General features: G+C 70.0%; 14 protein-coding genes. 2 read left to right on the plus strand and 12 right to left on the minus strand.

All coding sequences use genetic code 11. The features are described from left to right. Positions 1-307 precede the first annotated feature (307 nt). The 9 genes from ACIHAO_RS41455 to ACIHAO_RS41495 all read right to left on the minus strand — a co-directional run bounded on the left by ACIHAO_RS41455 (position 308) and on the right by ACIHAO_RS41495 (position 9,782). Complete coding sequence (locus tag ACIHAO_RS41455; protein WP_396567561.1) at positions 308-931, minus strand: hypothetical protein; 624 nt, start codon at positions 929-931, stop codon at positions 308-310. Between the two features lie 142 nt (positions 932-1,073). After that, on the minus strand, positions 1,074-1,613 hold the full coding sequence (locus ACIHAO_RS41460) for a hypothetical protein (RefSeq protein WP_396567563.1): 540 nt from the start codon (positions 1,611-1,613) through the stop codon (positions 1,074-1,076). A 100-nt stretch (positions 1,614-1,713) separates the two neighbouring features. Next, the gene (locus ACIHAO_RS41465; RefSeq protein ID WP_396567565.1) at positions 1,714-2,370 is read right to left on the minus strand and encodes a response regulator; all 657 of its coding nucleotides are present in this window, start codon (positions 2,368-2,370) and stop codon (positions 1,714-1,716) included. After that, positions 2,349-3,419, minus strand: a complete 1,071-nt coding sequence (locus ACIHAO_RS41470; protein ID WP_396567567.1) for a histidine kinase — start codon at positions 3,417-3,419, stop codon at positions 2,349-2,351. The genes ACIHAO_RS41465 and ACIHAO_RS41470 overlap by 22 nt, the downstream gene beginning before the upstream one ends. After that, positions 3,412-4,515, minus strand: coding sequence for a sensor histidine kinase (locus tag ACIHAO_RS41475; protein WP_396567569.1), 1,104 nt, complete (start codon positions 4,513-4,515; stop codon positions 3,412-3,414). The genes ACIHAO_RS41470 and ACIHAO_RS41475 overlap by 8 nt, the downstream gene beginning before the upstream one ends. 8 nt (positions 4,516-4,523) lie before the next feature. Beyond that, positions 4,524-5,552, minus strand: coding sequence for a hypothetical protein (locus ACIHAO_RS41480; protein WP_396567571.1), 1,029 nt, complete (start codon positions 5,550-5,552; stop codon positions 4,524-4,526). After that, complete coding sequence (locus tag ACIHAO_RS41485) at positions 5,549-6,448, minus strand: TolB family protein (protein WP_396567573.1); 900 nt, start codon at positions 6,446-6,448, stop codon at positions 5,549-5,551. Before ACIHAO_RS41485 ends, ACIHAO_RS41480 begins: the two co-directional genes overlap by 4 nt. After that, positions 6,445-7,656 (minus strand): MFS transporter, encoded by a 1,212-nt coding sequence (locus ACIHAO_RS41490; RefSeq protein ID WP_396567575.1) that lies wholly within the window; start codon positions 7,654-7,656, stop codon positions 6,445-6,447. Before ACIHAO_RS41490 ends, ACIHAO_RS41485 begins: the two co-directional genes overlap by 4 nt. A gap of 2 nt (positions 7,657-7,658) precedes the next feature. After that, the gene (locus ACIHAO_RS41495) at positions 7,659-9,782 is read right to left on the minus strand and encodes a metallophosphoesterase (protein ID WP_396567577.1); all 2,124 of its coding nucleotides are present in this window, start codon (positions 9,780-9,782) and stop codon (positions 7,659-7,661) included. A gap of 191 nt (positions 9,783-9,973) precedes the next feature. Here ACIHAO_RS41495 and ACIHAO_RS41500 point away from each other — a divergent pair, with 191 nt between their 5' ends. After that, positions 9,974-10,882 (plus strand): multiprotein-bridging factor 1 family protein, encoded by a 909-nt coding sequence (locus tag ACIHAO_RS41500; RefSeq protein WP_396567579.1) that lies wholly within the window; start codon positions 9,974-9,976, stop codon positions 10,880-10,882. Here the strand turns inward: ACIHAO_RS41500 and ACIHAO_RS41505 are convergent, their stop codons facing one another. Both ACIHAO_RS41505 and ACIHAO_RS41510 read right to left on the minus strand, forming a co-directional pair. Then, on the minus strand, positions 10,883-11,530 hold the full coding sequence (locus tag ACIHAO_RS41505) for a TIGR03943 family putative permease subunit (protein WP_396567581.1): 648 nt from the start codon (positions 11,528-11,530) through the stop codon (positions 10,883-10,885). Beyond that, positions 11,527-12,486 (minus strand): permease, encoded by a 960-nt coding sequence (locus ACIHAO_RS41510; protein ID WP_396567583.1) that lies wholly within the window; start codon positions 12,484-12,486, stop codon positions 11,527-11,529. Before ACIHAO_RS41510 ends, ACIHAO_RS41505 begins: the two co-directional genes overlap by 4 nt. 156 nt (positions 12,487-12,642) lie before the next feature. Here ACIHAO_RS41510 and ACIHAO_RS41515 point away from each other — a divergent pair, with 156 nt between their 5' ends. Continuing rightward, the gene (locus tag ACIHAO_RS41515) at positions 12,643-14,184 is read left to right on the plus strand and encodes a choice-of-anchor A family protein (RefSeq protein WP_396567585.1); all 1,542 of its coding nucleotides are present in this window, start codon (positions 12,643-12,645) and stop codon (positions 14,182-14,184) included. A gap of 142 nt (positions 14,185-14,326) precedes the next feature. Here ACIHAO_RS41515 and ACIHAO_RS41520 read toward each other — a convergent pair whose 3' ends face one another. Beyond that, positions 14,327-15,214, minus strand: a complete 888-nt coding sequence (locus ACIHAO_RS41520; RefSeq protein WP_396567587.1) for a DUF2268 domain-containing protein — start codon at positions 15,212-15,214, stop codon at positions 14,327-14,329. Positions 15,215-15,327 lie beyond the last annotated feature (113 nt).

Genomic DNA, 15,327 nt, shown 5'->3' on the forward strand with positions numbered 1-15,327 from the left:
TCGCGGGTTTATATGTTTTTTTGTGGGTTAGATGCGCGGTTCACGCGGGTGGTGTTGAGTTGTTATTATCTATAGAACGATCATTACCACTCACGACCCCTTCGCAAAACTCCCGAATCAGGCACTGTTACCTGGAAAGTGTCCCCTGTGGACAGTCGAGAAGGTGTCAGGTCACCGTGACGAGTCCCCACTCGTCACCAGAACCCGAAACGTCACTCGCCGTCCATTTCGCCAGCGGTTTTGCGACTTTGCCGGGACACTGCGCTAGACGCGATGAAGGGGTCCTTCACGTACCGGAGACCGGGGCTTACTTCTTCCAGATGATCGGGTCGTCCTTATACCCGTCACTGTCGGTGAAGGTCGCGCCACCGACCTCGCCGCCGTCCCTGACGGCCTGGAGTTCGCAGGTTTCGTAGGTCGCGCCGACGGTCTTGAAGTCCTTCTTCGCCGTCTCGGACTGGCAGTTCGGGGTCTCGCCGGTGATGATCACGCCGGTGCTCTTGTTGTTCGGGCCGACCGCGCGCAGCCGCACCGTGCTGTAGGTGAGGTCCGTGCCGCCGACGTTCTCCACCGTCATCCGGATGTACACCGGCGTCATGCCCTTGGCCTTGTCGCCGTACGCGGCGAGGTCTTCCTTCGGGCCGAGCTCGATCGCCTTGACGGTGATCGCGATGGTGCCGGACTTGTCGTTGCCGTACTTGAACGGGACGACGGCGCGCTCGCCGACCTTCAGTTCGCTGCCGGGCGCGGTGGCGTCCGCGTTCGAGACCGGGACCGTACCGCTCGTCGCGGGCGAGGACGCCGCGGCCGACGTCGGCGCGGGCGACGGGGCGGGAGCGGGGGTGCCCCCGTCCTCTTTGCCGCCGCAGGCGGAAAGCAGCAGCGCGGCGGCGCAGCCGGTGGCGGACAGGGCGATGCGGTCGAACTTCATGGATCTCCTCGGACTCCCCGCCGAATCCTGCTCCGGCGTTCTCGCCACGCACCGTAGTTGATGAGGGAGCAAGACGGTGTGGGCCATTCGCACCACGAACGGTTACGAAAAGGTTACGCTGTTCGGCTCAATGGGGTGCCGTTCACTTCTTCCAGGTGATCGGGTCGTCTTGGTAACCGTCGCCGTCGACGAACGACACACCGCCGACCTCACTGCCGTCTTTGACGCCTTCGGTGTCGCAGGTTTCGTAGGTCGCGCCCGGCGTGCTGAAGTTCTCCGGCGCCGTCTCGCCTTTGCAGGCCGCGGTGCCACTGGCCATGATCACCTTGGTGCCCTTGCCGTTCGCGTCCACCGCGCGCACCGACACCGAAGTGTCGGCGAGGTCCGTGCCGCCGACGTTCTCGATCACCATCCGGACGTAGACCGGGAGCGTGCCCTCGCCCTTGTCCTTGAACTTGGCGAGATCCTCCTTCGGCCCGATGTCGACCGACTTGACGGTGATCGCGATCGTGCCGGACTTGCCCGCGTCGCTGAACGGGACGACGGCGCGTTCGCCGACTTTGAGCTCGCTGCCGGGCGCCATGGTGCCGTCGGCTCGGACGGTCTTCCCCGCCGCTTCCTCGCCGCAGGCGGAAAGCAGGAGTGCGGCGGCGCAGCAAACGGCGATCAGGGCGGACTTCATGGATCTCCTAGGACTTCCGCCGAACCGGTACCGGCGAGCTCGTCACGCACCGTAGCCGCAACCGGCGGTGGCGAGTGTGGCCCGTTCGCACCACAACCGATCACAAATCGCTTACGCCGATCAGTCCATCCTGGATGGCCCGCGCGACGAGCGCGGCCTTGGTGGGGGCCTCCCGGCCGATCTGGGCGTATTTGACCCGGATCCGCTCGAGATGCGAGTTGACCGTGTTCGGCGAGATCCCCAGCCGGTGCGCGACGAAGTCCTTCGACTCGGACTGGAACCACTCGATGAGCACTTCGGTCTCGCGCGCGGAGAGGGCGGGGCGCCGCTCGGAGCGGTCCCCGGCCAGCGCGCCCGCCAGCGACGGCGGCGTGTACGACCGGTCGGCCGCCGCCGCGCGCACGGCTTCGAGAAGGTGCTCGGCGCCCTCGGCCTTGGTGAGATAGCTGAGCGCGCCGAGTTCGAGGCACTGCAGGACGGTCTCGTCGTCGGCCCGCATCGAGTAGACGACGACGCGACGGCCCGCCTCGATGAGCCGGCGCAGATCGCCGATGGCCGGGGTGGTGCTGTTCAGGTGCAGGTCGAGGATGACGACGTCGGCCCGCGCGCCCTCACCGATCCAGGCCGCCCGCACGTCGTCGCCTTCGGCCACGACGGTGACCGGCGGGCTGCCCGACGACAGCCAGTACAAGACCCCGGCCCGCACGGCCGGATGATCGTCGACGACCACCGCGGTCAGTTCGGTCGCGAACGCCATTTCGCCTCCATCCATGATCGTTCTCCCAGTGCGTGCCATTCGACGTCGACGAGGCCCGATCCGTTCGCCGTCGCACCGGGTTCACCGTCGGTGATCGCCGCGACGCGGATTTCGTCATCGGTCCGCAGGACGCTGACCCTGGCCCGCGACCGGGCGGCGACCAGCGCGGTCATCAGCGGACCGGTCAGCTCGCGGCGGACGCCGGTCGGGATCGGCGCCGGTTCGCCGCTGACCGCCAGCGTCACCGTCAGTCCCCGCCGCTCGGCGAGATCGACGCAGGCCGAGACCTCGTGCAGCAGCGGATCAGGGACGTCGTCGTTCTCCGCGAACAGCCGCCGCAGCTGCGTGGCCGCGAGCGCGCAGCGCCGCCGGACCCCTTCGTCGCGCGGGTCCAAGGTGTGGTCGGCCAGCCCGGCGAGCAGCGGCAGGGTGGCGCCGAGCTGACCGGCGAACCGGTTCCGCTGGTCGGCTTCACGCTCCTCGGCGAGCGCCTTGCGGTGGGCCTGCCGGTCGCGTTCCGCGGAGGCTTCCGCGGCTTCGCCCACCCGCCGGTTGACGACCCTGATCAGCGCCAGCGTCGCGGCCTGGAAGGTGAGCACGCTGAGCCCGACGATCACCAGGGCGCCGATCTCGCCGCGTTCGGCGGGCGCCGAACCGATCTGCCGGGAGAAGGTGAGCGTCATCTGGAGGACGAGCGCGCCCATCGCGAGCGCGGGGCGGTCCAGCAGCAGCACCAGCAGATGCCAGCCCGCGAGGCCGGACGCCCAGTCGTCCCCGCCGAGCAGCCGATCCGGTGGCAGCGCCCGGACGGCGACCGTCGACGCGGCGAGGACCACCACCGCGCCCGCGAGCGCGACCGGCCAGGGGACCGGCTTCCAGCGCAGGACCCACCACGCCGCCACGACGAGCACCACGGCGAGCGCCGTGAACGCGAACCGGTCGGCGGTGTCGCCGAGCCGGGGCAGGCTCAGCCCGGCCTGGATCACCGCCGTCGCGAGCAGGACCGCGATCCGGCAGCCGCCGAGGACCCGGTCCTCGGTCTCACTCATGCGGCCACACCAGTTCCACCGTGGTGCCCGCGCCGGGCGCGGAGGTCACCTCGGCCCGGCCGCCCGCCGCGGCCATGCGTTCGACGAGCGAACCGCGCACACCTCGCCGCTGCGCCGGGGTCCGCGCCGGATCGAAACCGCGGCCCTCGTCCCGGACGGTCACCCGGACTCCGTCTTCCACCGTCAGCCTGGCCTCGCCGACACCCGCGTGCCGATCGACGTTCACCAGTGCCTCACGCACGGCCCGCACCAGCGCGAGCGCCGCCGACGCCGGGATCGGCGGGACCGGTGACCAGTGCGTCTCGACCTTCACCGGGCTCTGCGCGAGCACGCCGCGCAACGAGGTCTCCAGATCGACCACACTGCCGGGGCCGGATTCGCCGGTGAGGATCGCGAGATCGCGGCGGGCGTAGCCGGCGACCTCGGCCGGATCCGTCGTTTCCCCGCGCTGGGCCACCGTCAGGAAGGTGGCCGCCGCCGTGTCGTGCAGGACGGCCAGATACTCCCGTTCCCGCAGTCGTCGTTCCACCGCAAGGGATTCCTCACGCGTCAGCCGGGCACGGCGCTCACGGAGATGATCGATCCGGCGCGTCGTCCGCGACAGCAGGAGGAAGGCGCCCCTGGCGAGAGTGGCCTCGAGCAGTACACGCAGTACCACCGAGAGACCGCCCTCGAAATCGAGCGGCCCCACCTCGATCGCCAGCAGGCAGGCGAGGGCGGGCACGGTGATCTTCGGCGGCCATTCCCACTGGAGGGTGATCGCGGTGATGGTGAGGACGTTGAGGGCCCATTGGTTCAGCTCGCCCGCTTCGGGCGCTGTCAGGAATTGGGTGCCGCAGATCGCCGCGGCGCGCACCAAGGCCAGCGCGAACGCCACCGGCCTGCCCCGGCCCGTCTTTCCCACCAGGTACTCGGCGACGGCGGTGACCAGCGCCAGCGCGAGCAGACCGAAGGCGAGCGGGAGCGCGCCCGCCGGCGTGGCGAGCACCCCGAAAACGCTGATCACCAGCAATCCGGCGCCTCTTGCCGGACCGGCGAACCGGCCGACCACCCGCAGGAACTCCGCTTCGACGGAGGTCTCACGATCGGACGGCACGGCAGCAGTCAAGCAGACGCCTCGAGCGTCCGCAGGTCCAGTACCCGCCAGGTGAGAGCGTCGTTCCCGCCCGCCGACCACCACACGAACGGCCCGCGCGCCAGCACGGTGCCGAACTCCGCGGCCAGGTCGGCCAGCCGCGCGGTGGCCGTGTCGTAGAGGGCGAGTACGCCGCGGTCGTCATCGACCACGACCGCGTACCGGTCGAGCACGACGACGTCGCCGAACGCGGGCCGGATCCCCTTCCCGCCGACACGTCTTCGCTCGGCGCCGCCGGGTCGCATGAGTTCGAGCCGTGCGGTCCCGCTCTGGCGCAATACCTGGACCCGGCACCACGACGGCGTGCAGTCGACCAGTTCGACGCTCTGCCCGTCGACCTTCGTCCTGCGGCCGTCGCGGAGGTCCACGAGTTCCGACGGTCCCGCCTGTTCGACAGCAGCCGCCGTCGCGAAGGGCCACGCGGTGAGCGCGTAGTCGCCGGGCAGTGGGGTGCGGCTCACCGGGCCGCCGGCCAACGCCACGGTCCGCACCTCGGTGGCGTCGCCCAGCACGGCCATCCAGCTGACCTGGCCGTCGTGCACGACGAGGTCGTACTGGGAGTCCAGGAGTACGACCCGCCCGGTGTCGGCGGTGACGGGGACCGGGTCCTCACCGTGTGGCCCGGCCCGCCACAGCGTCCCCGTCCCGGTGATGTCGGACAGTTCCAGCCACACCAGCGCGTCCGGGGAAGTGGCGAGGACGAACCGGGGCGAGCCGGACGGCGGGACCTCACGAAGTACGCGATCTCCCACCACGAGCCGGACGACGTCGTCCGCTTGCCGTACCCCCGCCGAGGTCCCGGAATCGAGGAACGCCAAGGGTGTGTAGGGCGCCCCGGTGACGGCGTTCGCGGCGATCCTCGCGTCCGGCCAGACGTCGGTGAGCGAAGGGACGGCGGGCGCCTTGGCCTCGGGGGCGGGCGCGGGCAGAACCATCACGACGACGGCCGCCAGCGCGGCCAAGGCCAGCCCCGTGCGGGTGCAGTCGCGCGGGATCACCGCACCACCGCGGGGGAGGAGGCGTCCGCGCGGACGAGCGCCGGCGCGCCGGTCCCGTCGGCGGGCACCGCGTAGACCGCCTTGTCCCGGCCGTAGGCGACGGTCCTGTCGTTCAGCCACTGCGGCTGGTCGTCCAGATGCGCGGGGTCGGCGAGCGGGACGTCGCGGCCGTCGGCGAGCGAAAGCACGTGCAGCCGCCACCGGTCGCCCGTACGGAACTTGTAGGCGACGCGGGTGCCGTCCGGCGAGAGCGACGGACATTCGGCGTTGCGCCGCACCGCGGTCAGCGTACGACCGCGGAGATCACCCCGCACGAGCCAAGTGCCGCCCGCCGATCTGGCGGTGGCGTAGAACGTCAGATCGTCCCGGGCGAAGGTCACTCCCCAGTAGTTCAGATCCTCGGCCGGGTACGGCTTTCCGTCCACGGTGAGCGCGAAGTCCTCCAGGGAGCCGTAATGGTTTCCGGTGTCCAGGTCGAAGATCCCGGCGGTGGTCGAGAACGTGCCGACCCCGCCCAGGTAAGAGTCACCGGAGCGGAACACCGTCCACCCGACCAGTCGTCCGGACGGGGAGACGCGGACCCGGGACGGCAGCCCCCATTCGGAGATCGATCGCGGTGCGGCTCCCGGTCTCGTGACGACCAGTTCGGCCTGGTCGGGCACCGCCGTCGCGCGCAGGCACGCCAGCGTCCCCGCGGCGACGTCCACGCGCTGACAGGCCGGGCCGACACGGTCGTCCTGCCGGACCCGGCCCGAGTCGTCCACGTACAGCAGGCCACCGTGCGCGAGGTCCAGCCGCTGTTCCGCCACCGCGTCCCCGGTGCGCAGCCCGACGAAGACCGCCCCGGCCGCGACCGTGACCACCACGGCCGCGACGCCCACCCACATCCGCTTCATTTCACCCTCGTTCCGGCCAGTACCGACACCAGCAGCACCACGGCGAACACCGCGAACGCGGGCCGCAACGCCACCCCCGCGGCGAGCGCGCCGAACACCACCGCGCCCGTCGCCCTGGCCAGCGCCTGTCCTGTTTGGACGATCGCGAGACCGGTGGCCCGCAACGACTCCGGTACCAGCGGCGACGCGTGCGCCATCAGGACGCCGTCCGTGCACGCGTAGAACACCCCGTGCGCCGCCAGGACGACCGCCGCCACGGGCCAGCCGCTCGCCGAAGCGGCGAGGACGACGTACGCGGCGAGCAGCACGACGTGACCGCCGAGGAACACCCTCCAGCGTCCGACGCGGTCGGCGAGCCGCCCGATCGGTGAGGCCAAGGCCATGAAGGTCAACGCCGTCGCCAAGGGCAGCAAGGGAAGCGCTCCCGGCGGCAAGCCGGCGGACTGCTGCACACCGACGAACAAGAACATGTCGCCGACCGTGCACACCCCGAGAAGCGCCGCGGCAAGACAGGTGCGGCGAAGCGCGGGTTGCCGCAGCAGGGCGAAACCCGCCCGCAGCCGTACCCGTGACCGCTCGACCGTCCCGGCGGGAGCACGGACGAACACGGCCAGCACGATCACCGCGATCACGGCGAGGCAGAAGCTCACCCCGAACACCGCCGGATAGTCGCCGACGAGAAGGGTCAGCAGGCCGAACGCGGCGATCGGCCCGAGCAGCGCGCCCGCCGTGTCCATCGCGCGATGGACACCGAACGCGCGGCCGAGACCGTCGGCGGGGGTGGCGAGGGTGATCATCGCGTCCCGCGGCGCGGTGCGGATTCCCTTGCCCGCGCGATCGGCGCCGATCACCAGGCCGATAGCGCCGAGTGAGGATCCCGCCGCGGGGAAGGCGAGTTTGGTGGCGGCCGAGAGTCCGTAGCCCACCAGCGCGACGGCTTTCGGGCGGCCGAGGCGGTCGGAGAAGTAGCCGCCCGCCAGCCGCAACAGCGCGGTCGCGCCCGTGTAGAGCCCGTCGATCGCGCCCAGTTGGAGGTAGCCGACGCCGAGGCCGTAGACGAGGTACAGCGGGAGCACGGCGGTGACCATTTCGGCGGACATGTCCGTGATCAGGCTGACCACGCCGAGGCCGATCACGGTGGCGGGCACCGATCCCGCCCGGCTCGCGGGCCGGGCGGGATCGGTGGAACGGAGGGTGGACAGGTACATGGCTACGCGCTGACGCGGATGTCGTCGACCGCGGACTCCCACAGCGACGCGGTGCTCGCGTCGGTGGCTTCGACCAGCAGCCGCACACTCCGCCCGGCGAACGACGACAGGTCCGCGGTCGCGGTCTGCCAGGCGCCCGCGACCTCGGTCGCGGAGCCGGTCTTCTCGAACACCGTCGTCGGCGTGGTGCCGTCGAGCACGCGGATCCGCAGGTGGTCGGCGGAAGTCGCGTTGTCGCCGTGCGCGAAGGTGTAGGAGAAGGTCAGCTTGCCGCCCGATGGCACGGTGAACGACGGCGAAGCCATCGACGACCCACCGCCATCGAGGTCGTTGACGCCGTACTCCGATCCGGCCAGCCGCCCGGTGACCAGGCAGTTCGCGCCGCTGGTCGTGTCGCCGCGCTGCTTGATCTGGTTGCTGTAGGTCGAGGTGGTCTGCTCGGGATCGCCGCGTTCCCATTTGCCCGAGGTGGCGGTGTCCGCCCCGGCCGCGTTGAGCCGCCAGCCCTTGTCGGTCTCGAAGTCGTCGGCGAACGCTTCACCGCCCGCCGGACCCACGCTCACCGTGACCTTCGCCGTCTGGCTCGTCGAGCCCGACGAGCCGGTGACCGTGGCCGTCGCCGAACCGGACGCCGCTTCCGAGGCGGTCAAGGTCAGCGTCGCCGACGCGGTGCCGTTGGCGGGTGGGGTGACCGGCGACGGCGAGATCGTGCCGGACACTCCCGAAGGCAGGCCCGACACCGAAAGCGTGGTCGCCGAACTGAAGCCACCGGTGCTGCCGACGTTCACCGTCACCGAGGCCGTCTCGCCCGGTTTCACCGACACCGACGACGGCGTGGTGCCGACGGAGAAGGCGGGGGAGGAGACGCCTTTCTTGCATTTGCCGGTCGCGGTGTCGGTGAAGGTGCGGCCCGACACCGGCACGAAGTCGCTGCGGTAGTCCGTCGCGCTCAGCGTCAGCTTCCCGACGCCGAAGGTGTTGGTGTTGCCCGCTTCCTGCACCGCGGCCGAAGACTGGTCGAAGTTGTAGTAACCCCGGCCGCCGGTACCGATCAGCAACTCGCGGACGCCGTTCACGTCGTCGCGTGTGCCGTCCGGCCGCGACGGCGCGTACCGCTGGTAGTTGTGGTCGTGGCCGACGACGATCAAGTCCGCCTTCGCGTTGTAGAGCGCTTGGAAGAACGGCGTCACCGACGAGTCGTCGCCGTGCGTGCCCCGGCTGAACCGCGGGTGGTGGAAGAACGCGGCCGTACAAGGTTTGGTGCTCGCCGCCAGGTCGTTCTTCAGCCAGGTCTCCTGCGTCGAACCGGTGCCGCGGGTGATGTTGGAGTTGAGCGCGACGAAATGCCAGTCGCCGACGTCGAAGCTGTAGTAGCCCTTGCCGCGTTCACCGGCCCGCGTGCCGAAGTAGTCGAAGTACCCCGAAGCGCCGGACGTGTTGTACTCGTGGTTGCCCGGCGTCGGATAGGTGATGGACTTGAACTGCCCGTAATAGGGGTCGTAATTGTTCTTGTACTCGGACAGCGTGCCCGAGCTGTAAGCGTTGTCCCCGGCCAGGATCAGCGCCTGCGGGTTCATGTTCTTGATCAGCGGCGCGGTCTGGTTGCACGAAGACCCGCAGACGTCGCCGACGGCGGCGACGGTCGTGGTCGCCGCGGCGAGCGGCCGGTCACCCGCCTGATAGGCGTCGATGGCGAAGCGGCTGGCGGGGTCGGCCAGCGCCGCCGACACCCGTACGCAATCGCCCTCGAACGCGCGCGTGTGGAAGGCCTTGCCAGGCCAGTGCTGAGCGGTGAGCGTGAACGAGCCGGCGGTGCTTCCGGTCAGCGTCACGGAGTCGTTGCCGCGCAACGAAAGTTCCGTGAACCGGACGCGGAGCCAGTGCGCTCCGGGCGCGCAGACGGACCGGTCGGCCATCATGGCCGCTCCGCCACCGGACACCGAGGCGGGGCCGTCGGTGACACCCGCCTCGGCGAGTTGCGGAACCTGATCGGCCACGTCGGGCACGGCGGGTGGCGCGGCTCCGCCCGCTTGCGGTTGCGCGGCGACCAGGAACGCCCCGACGGCCAGCGTCGAGGTCGCGACGGCGAGTGTCCGGCGGCGCCATCGGCTTGTGGTTGAGCGCATGGGAAATCCTCTTCGGTCAGCGACGGGAGGAAGTGGGATTCCGGAATTCCGGGGGGATTCTTCCGGCGATTCCGACCCTAATCACGGCCGGAGGAGCGTCAACGGAAAGTCGCCGAGGGGCTGGATAACTCTGAACGGAGCCCGGTTCACCCGACGAAAGTCGGGCGTTCCGGACGGTACGCTGCGCCTTCATGACGAGTCTCGCTCCGGCGGAATTCGGTGCCGCCCTGCGCGCCGCGATCGAACGCAGCGGGCTGAGTCTCAGCGAGATCAGCCGCCGCTTGCGTGACCACGAGACGCCGGTCAGCATCAGCGCGCTGAGCTATTGGCAGAATGGTGAGAACCGGCCGGAACGGGCCAGTTCGCTCGCCGCCGTGACCGCGCTGGAAAGCATTCTCGGCCAGCGGCCGGAGACGCTCACCGGTCTGCTCGGCCCGCGGCGGCCGCGTGGCCGCTGGACCATCCGGGCCGACACCGCCCTGCCCTACGACCAGGTGTGGCGGCGGCCGGAGGAGGTGGCGCGCGCACTGGCCAAAATGGACGTGACGCCGGACGAACTCGACGCCCCGAACCGGCTTTCGCAATACCTTTCCTACCGGGTGGACGGTGACGGGCACCAGGAATCGGTCCGGGTCCGGCGGCTGATCCGCGCCGATCACGACGGCACGTCGAGGTTCGTCTTCGTGAGCCGGTGTTCCAGTATCACGCAGCCGCCTGCCGTGCTGTTCGCCGAAGGCTGCCGTCCGGCGCGGTTCCGCGCGGACGTCCCGTCGTCCACCTGCGTCTTCGAATTCGCTCTCGACCGCACCCTGGCCGCCGGCGAACTCGCCGTTGTCGAGTTCGGGGTGCGCTTTCCGCCGGGGCAAGCCAGAAAGCACGTCCAGATCGCGCTCTACCGCCCGGCCCGCGACGTCGCGGTGCAGATCGCCTTCGACCCGAAGCGGCTGCCGCGGCGGTGCGCCGGTTTCTTCCGGCCGCGCGGTTCGATGCCACCCGAGGAACGCTGCGAAGCGACGTTCGACCGGGACACCAGCACGTTCCAGTTCATCACGCTGGACCCGCAGCCCGGCCAGTACGGGATCCAGTGGAGCTGGACGTAGCTATTCGTAAGGCCGTTCGGGCGCGGCCACCGGCGTGACGGTTTCGACCTTGAGGAACGGGATGCGCTCGCCGTTGACGGCGTCCACCACCGACCCCGGCCGGAACGTGCCGGTGATCTCGACCCAGGTGTCGGGTTCGTGCGGGACACTCCCGTCCAGCACGACCTTCACCGGGCGCCCGTCCGCGGCGCAGCAGGTCAGGATCATCCGGACGAGCAGTGATCCGCCGTCCGGGCCGGCGGCGGTGAAGCCGGTCAGCACGACCCGTCGAGAACCGAGGGAACGGCCCTCGTCGAACACCGCTCGCGAGGCGTAGTCGAGGACGGTCACCTTCACCGGGTCGCCGTCGGGCAGCGGCGGGTACTCGTCCGAGCGGGCCAGTGCCGTACCCGCGTTGCCCGCCGCGTAACTGCCGAGCGGCTGCGGGGAGATCAGCAGCAACGCGAGGACCGGAAGCGGCAGCAGCCAGGCCACCTTCGGATGACGATGGCGGTTCGCCGCCGCCAGGATCAGGACCAGGACGCCCGAGGCGAGCAGGAACGGCCAGAGCCCTTCCTTCACATAGCGCAGGTACTGGCCGGTCAGGCAGACCTTGACCACGGCCGCGCCCAGCAGGAGCAGCACGACGGTCGCCGCGGTCCGGTTCACCAGAGCACCGCCCCGGTCACGGTCGCGCAGGCGAGGGCGACCACGAACGTGGCGGGCGCGAACCGGACGGCGAACCGCCTGCCGAAGGTTCCGGCCTGCATGGCGAACAGCTTCAGGTCGACCATCGGCCCGACCACCAGGAACGCCAACCGGGCGGTGAGGGAGAACTGGGTCAGCGAGGCGGCGACGAAGGCGTCCGCCTCGCTGCAGATCGACAGCAGGACCGCCAGCAGGGCCAGCGCGAGGACACTGAGCACCGGGTTGCCCGCGACGGCCTGGAGCCAGCGGCCGGGGACCAGGACGTTGAGCGTCGCGGCGGCCATGGCGCCGACGACCAGGAATCCGCCCGCGTGCACCAGGTCGTGGCCCGCCGCCCCGGCGAACGCCCGCCAGCGCGTGTCACCGTGGGCGTGTTCGGGCAGCTTGATCCACTCCGTCCGGCCGAGGCCGAGCCACAGCCAGCCCATCACGACCGACGCGGCGAGGCCGGCCGCCGCCCTGGCGAAGACCATCGACGGCTGATCGGGGAAAGCGATCGCCGTGGCGGCCAGTACGACCGGATTGAGGGCGGGGGCCGCGAGCAGGAACGCCAGCGCGGCGGCGGGGGTGACCCCTTTGCGCACCAAAGCGCCGGCGACCGGGACCGAACCGCATTCGCATCCCGGCAGCACCATTCCGCTCGCCGCGGCCGCCGGAACCGCGAGAGCGGGACGTTTCGGGAGGACTTTCGCGAAGAATTCGCGCGGGACGAAGACCGCGATCGCCGCGGAAAGGGTCACGCCGAAAGCGAGGAACGGAACTGCCTGGAGCACGATCGAAACGAAGACCGTCGTCCAGGTCTGCACGATCGGTGTCCCGAGGACATCGTCGAGCGGGCCCCGGACGAGCAGAACGACAACGAGCAGGCCCGCGAGCACTTCCACCGAGCCGACGCGCCCGTCCACTTCGGTCTTCACCGTCCAGACTCTAGGGTTTCCGTCTTCCACCAGGAATTTCTTCGTCTGGATAACACTGGACGGCCACGAATGGGGTGGGTTACCTTCCTCGCCCGGTCGGGGGTATTTCCGGTTTCGAGTTGTGTTCACCCGGTCGGAGGGCACAAGAATCGCCCCATGCGTGCAAGGCGGTTCGCCTCCCTTTCTGCCGGTGCCGCCGCTGCGGTGTGCGTGGCGGCCCTCGTGGTCACCGACGGCGCGGTCGCCGCCCCCTTACCGGGCGGCCTGGGACCGTGCGTCGGATCCGCCTGTCCGGACAAATACCCGCCGGTGAACAACAAGGACTACGCGGGCCGGGACAACGGCATCAACGTCTATGTCGGCGGCGAATTCCAGGTGCGCGAAGCGGCGGCGGAAGCCGAAGGGCGAGTCGTCGTCCTCGGTGATTTCGACATGGCGAAACGCGCGGGCGCGTCCTCCATCTACAACGTCGGCGTCGCCGGTGTCGGATCACGCGTCCCGCCGCCGGACGGCGCGGACTTCCTGAGCACGGGCGGGAACGTCAGCATCGCGACCGGCCAGCGGCTGCTCGCCGAGGACGGTGTCGTCCGGCACGCGGGAACCGTCACCGGGACGGTGATCGGCAAACTCGAAAAGGACCCCGACGCGGTGAAACCCTATGTGGGCCTGCGCGAGGATCTTCGGGTGGCCAGCAAGTGCTACGCGCGGGAAGGCACCACGCCGCGCCCGGCCACGGGCACGGCGGTCAACCAGGGATACCGCACCCTGTTCACCGGGGACGGCAAGTCCGCGCTGCAGGTGTTCACCGTGGACTTCGACCTGACCGGCGCCACCGGCGGCATGCAGGGGATCGAGTTCGAAGGTATCCCGGCGGGGGCCACGATCCTGGTCAACATGGTGGGAGCCGCCAGGACGATCAACACCTACACCGGAGACCTGAACGACCAGGACCCGCTGAACAAACTGCGGGAACGGCTCCTGTGGAACTTCCCGGACGCCACCCGGGTGAAGATCGCCGGCGGCGCCCAGTTCCAGGGGAGCGTGCTGATCGGTGAGCCGGGGAGCACCGCGACCATCACCGCGTCCGGGATGAACGGCCGGTTCTTCACCACGGGCTCACTCGTGCATACCTCCGAAGCCACCGGCGGGGGCGGGCAGGAGTTCCACGCCTACCCGTTCGACGGTGACCTGCCCGAATGCGTCAGCACGCCGACCACGACGCCGAGCAGCTCCACGTCTTCTTCTTCGTCTTCTTCTTCGAGTTCCACCACGACGAGCAGCAGTTCCACGACGACCAGCAGTTCGGCCACGTCGACCACGCCGACTTCCACCTCGACCACGCCGACTTCGACCTCGTCGAGCCAGACGAGCACCACCTCCACGTCCAGCAGCAGTTCCTCCAGCAGCGCCACGTCTTCGAGTCCGACGAGCAGCAGCACCGCTACGTCTTCGAGCTCGAGTAGCACGTCACCGACGACCAGCAGCTCGTCGAGCACGACACCGGGCCCCGGGGTGACCGTCAGCACCACGCCGGGGCAGCCGGGAGCGACCACCCCGGGCGGCGGGCCGACCGACAGCGGACCGCTGGCCTCGACCGGCAGCGAGGTCCGGGGATTGCTGGTCTCCGGCCTGTTCCTGCTGCTTCTCGGTGGCGCGCTGGTGGTGCTCACGATCCGGTCGAGGCGCCGCGAGTCCTAGCTTCGCTTGGGGCCGAAGGGTTTCGAGCCGCGACTGTCCACACAGGACAGACGCTCGCGGGCGGCAGAATGCCCGAGTGATTGAGAGGGGTTAAGGAAAAGGGGCCCTTCACGGACCGACCACCTGACACGACACTTCTGGCTCAGGACACCTGGGCCAGTGCGGTGTCGATGACGTCGCGGCGGTCCGCCAGCAGGGCCTCCGCGGCGGTCCGGCCCGTCGCCGCCAGGTAAGCGTCGACGAGCCGGTTCCCGACCGCGTACCCCGCGCCGGCCGGCAGGCCGACGGGAGTACCGCCGTAGCGGGCGGCGGTCTCGTCGCCGTGCACCCAGGCCGCGAAGTTCTGCATGCCGGTGATCTCCAGCCCGGAGACGACCTTCGCGAACACGGCGTCGTCGTGCAGATGCGGCACACCGATGCGGGCGTAGCCGAGTTCGTCGCCGTACAACTGGCGGGCGAAGGCGTCCGCCAGCCCTTCGGACACGATCTGCTCGCCGACGGTGACCGTCGCCGGATCCCAGATCACCCCGCCGGGGCTGTAGCGAAGGTTGTGGTTCAGCTCGTGGACCGCCGTGGCCTCCAGCCGCGCCAAGTTCTCCGGATACGGCCAGAAGTTGAGGTGGATGTAGCCGGACACGCTGCCGTTCGCCGTCATCCCGAGGTTCGGGCCCATGTAGTGCGCGTCGCCGGGATCGCCCAGCACGGTGAGCACGGTGATGTCCGGGACCGCCAGCCCGGGCGTCGCCGCGAGCTGTGCGGTGAGGGCGTCGTCGAGCGCCCGCTGGATCCGGTTCCAGGCGTCCGCTTCGTGGAGGGCTTCGAGTGCCACGAGGCAGCGTTCCTCGTCGCGGTCGAGCGGGAACCCGGAACTCATCGCGTGCATCGCGACGACGTCCACGTCGCCGGGGAAGTAGCGGTACATCCCGGCGGCCGGTTCGATCATCGCCTTGAGCAGCGCGGCGCGGTCCGCTCGCGGCGCGCGCAGGATCTTCCGCATCGTGGGGTAGGTGTCGAGAACCTTGATCGTCATGGGAGCGACGGTAAAGGCTCCAGCGGGTGGAGACTCAAGTCTCGTGGGCGATGGCGTGCTCCCAATGTGGCATTGGGGACGGTGAGTGTCCCCAATGCCACATTGGGAGCGCC

Source organism: Amycolatopsis sp. NPDC052450, assembly GCF_044547565.1.
In the GTDB taxonomy this organism is placed as follows: domain Bacteria; phylum Actinomycetota; class Actinomycetes; order Mycobacteriales; family Pseudonocardiaceae; genus Amycolatopsis.

Bases quoted from the DNA above. Each gene is read 5' to 3' on its own strand.
- ACIHAO_RS41470 (WP_396567567.1), bottom strand. From the start codon at position 3,419: ATGAGTGAGACCGAGGACCGGGTCCTCGGCGGCTGCCGGATCGCGGTC.
- ACIHAO_RS41495 (WP_396567577.1), bottom strand. From the start codon at position 9,782: ATGCGCTCAACCACAAGCCGATGGCGCCGCCGGACACTCGCCGTCGCG.
- ACIHAO_RS41465 (WP_396567565.1), bottom strand. From the start codon at position 2,370: ATGGCGTTCGCGACCGAACTGACCGCGGTGGTCGTCGACGATCATCCG.
- ACIHAO_RS41460 (WP_396567563.1), bottom strand. From the start codon at position 1,613: ATGAAGTCCGCCCTGATCGCCGTTTGCTGCGCCGCCGCACTCCTGCTT.
- ACIHAO_RS41520 (WP_396567587.1), bottom strand. From the start codon at position 15,214: ATGACGATCAAGGTTCTCGACACCTACCCCACGATGCGGAAGATCCTG.
- ACIHAO_RS41500 (WP_396567579.1), top strand. From the start codon at position 9,974: ATGACGAGTCTCGCTCCGGCGGAATTCGGTGCCGCCCTGCGCGCCGCG.
- ACIHAO_RS41490 (WP_396567575.1), bottom strand. From the start codon at position 7,656: ATGTACCTGTCCACCCTCCGTTCCACCGATCCCGCCCGGCCCGCGAGC.
- ACIHAO_RS41515 (WP_396567585.1), top strand. From the start codon at position 12,643: ATGCGTGCAAGGCGGTTCGCCTCCCTTTCTGCCGGTGCCGCCGCTGCG.
- ACIHAO_RS41455 (WP_396567561.1), bottom strand. From the start codon at position 931: ATGAAGTTCGACCGCATCGCCCTGTCCGCCACCGGCTGCGCCGCCGCG.
- ACIHAO_RS41485 (WP_396567573.1), bottom strand. From the start codon at position 6,448: ATGAAGCGGATGTGGGTGGGCGTCGCGGCCGTGGTGGTCACGGTCGCG.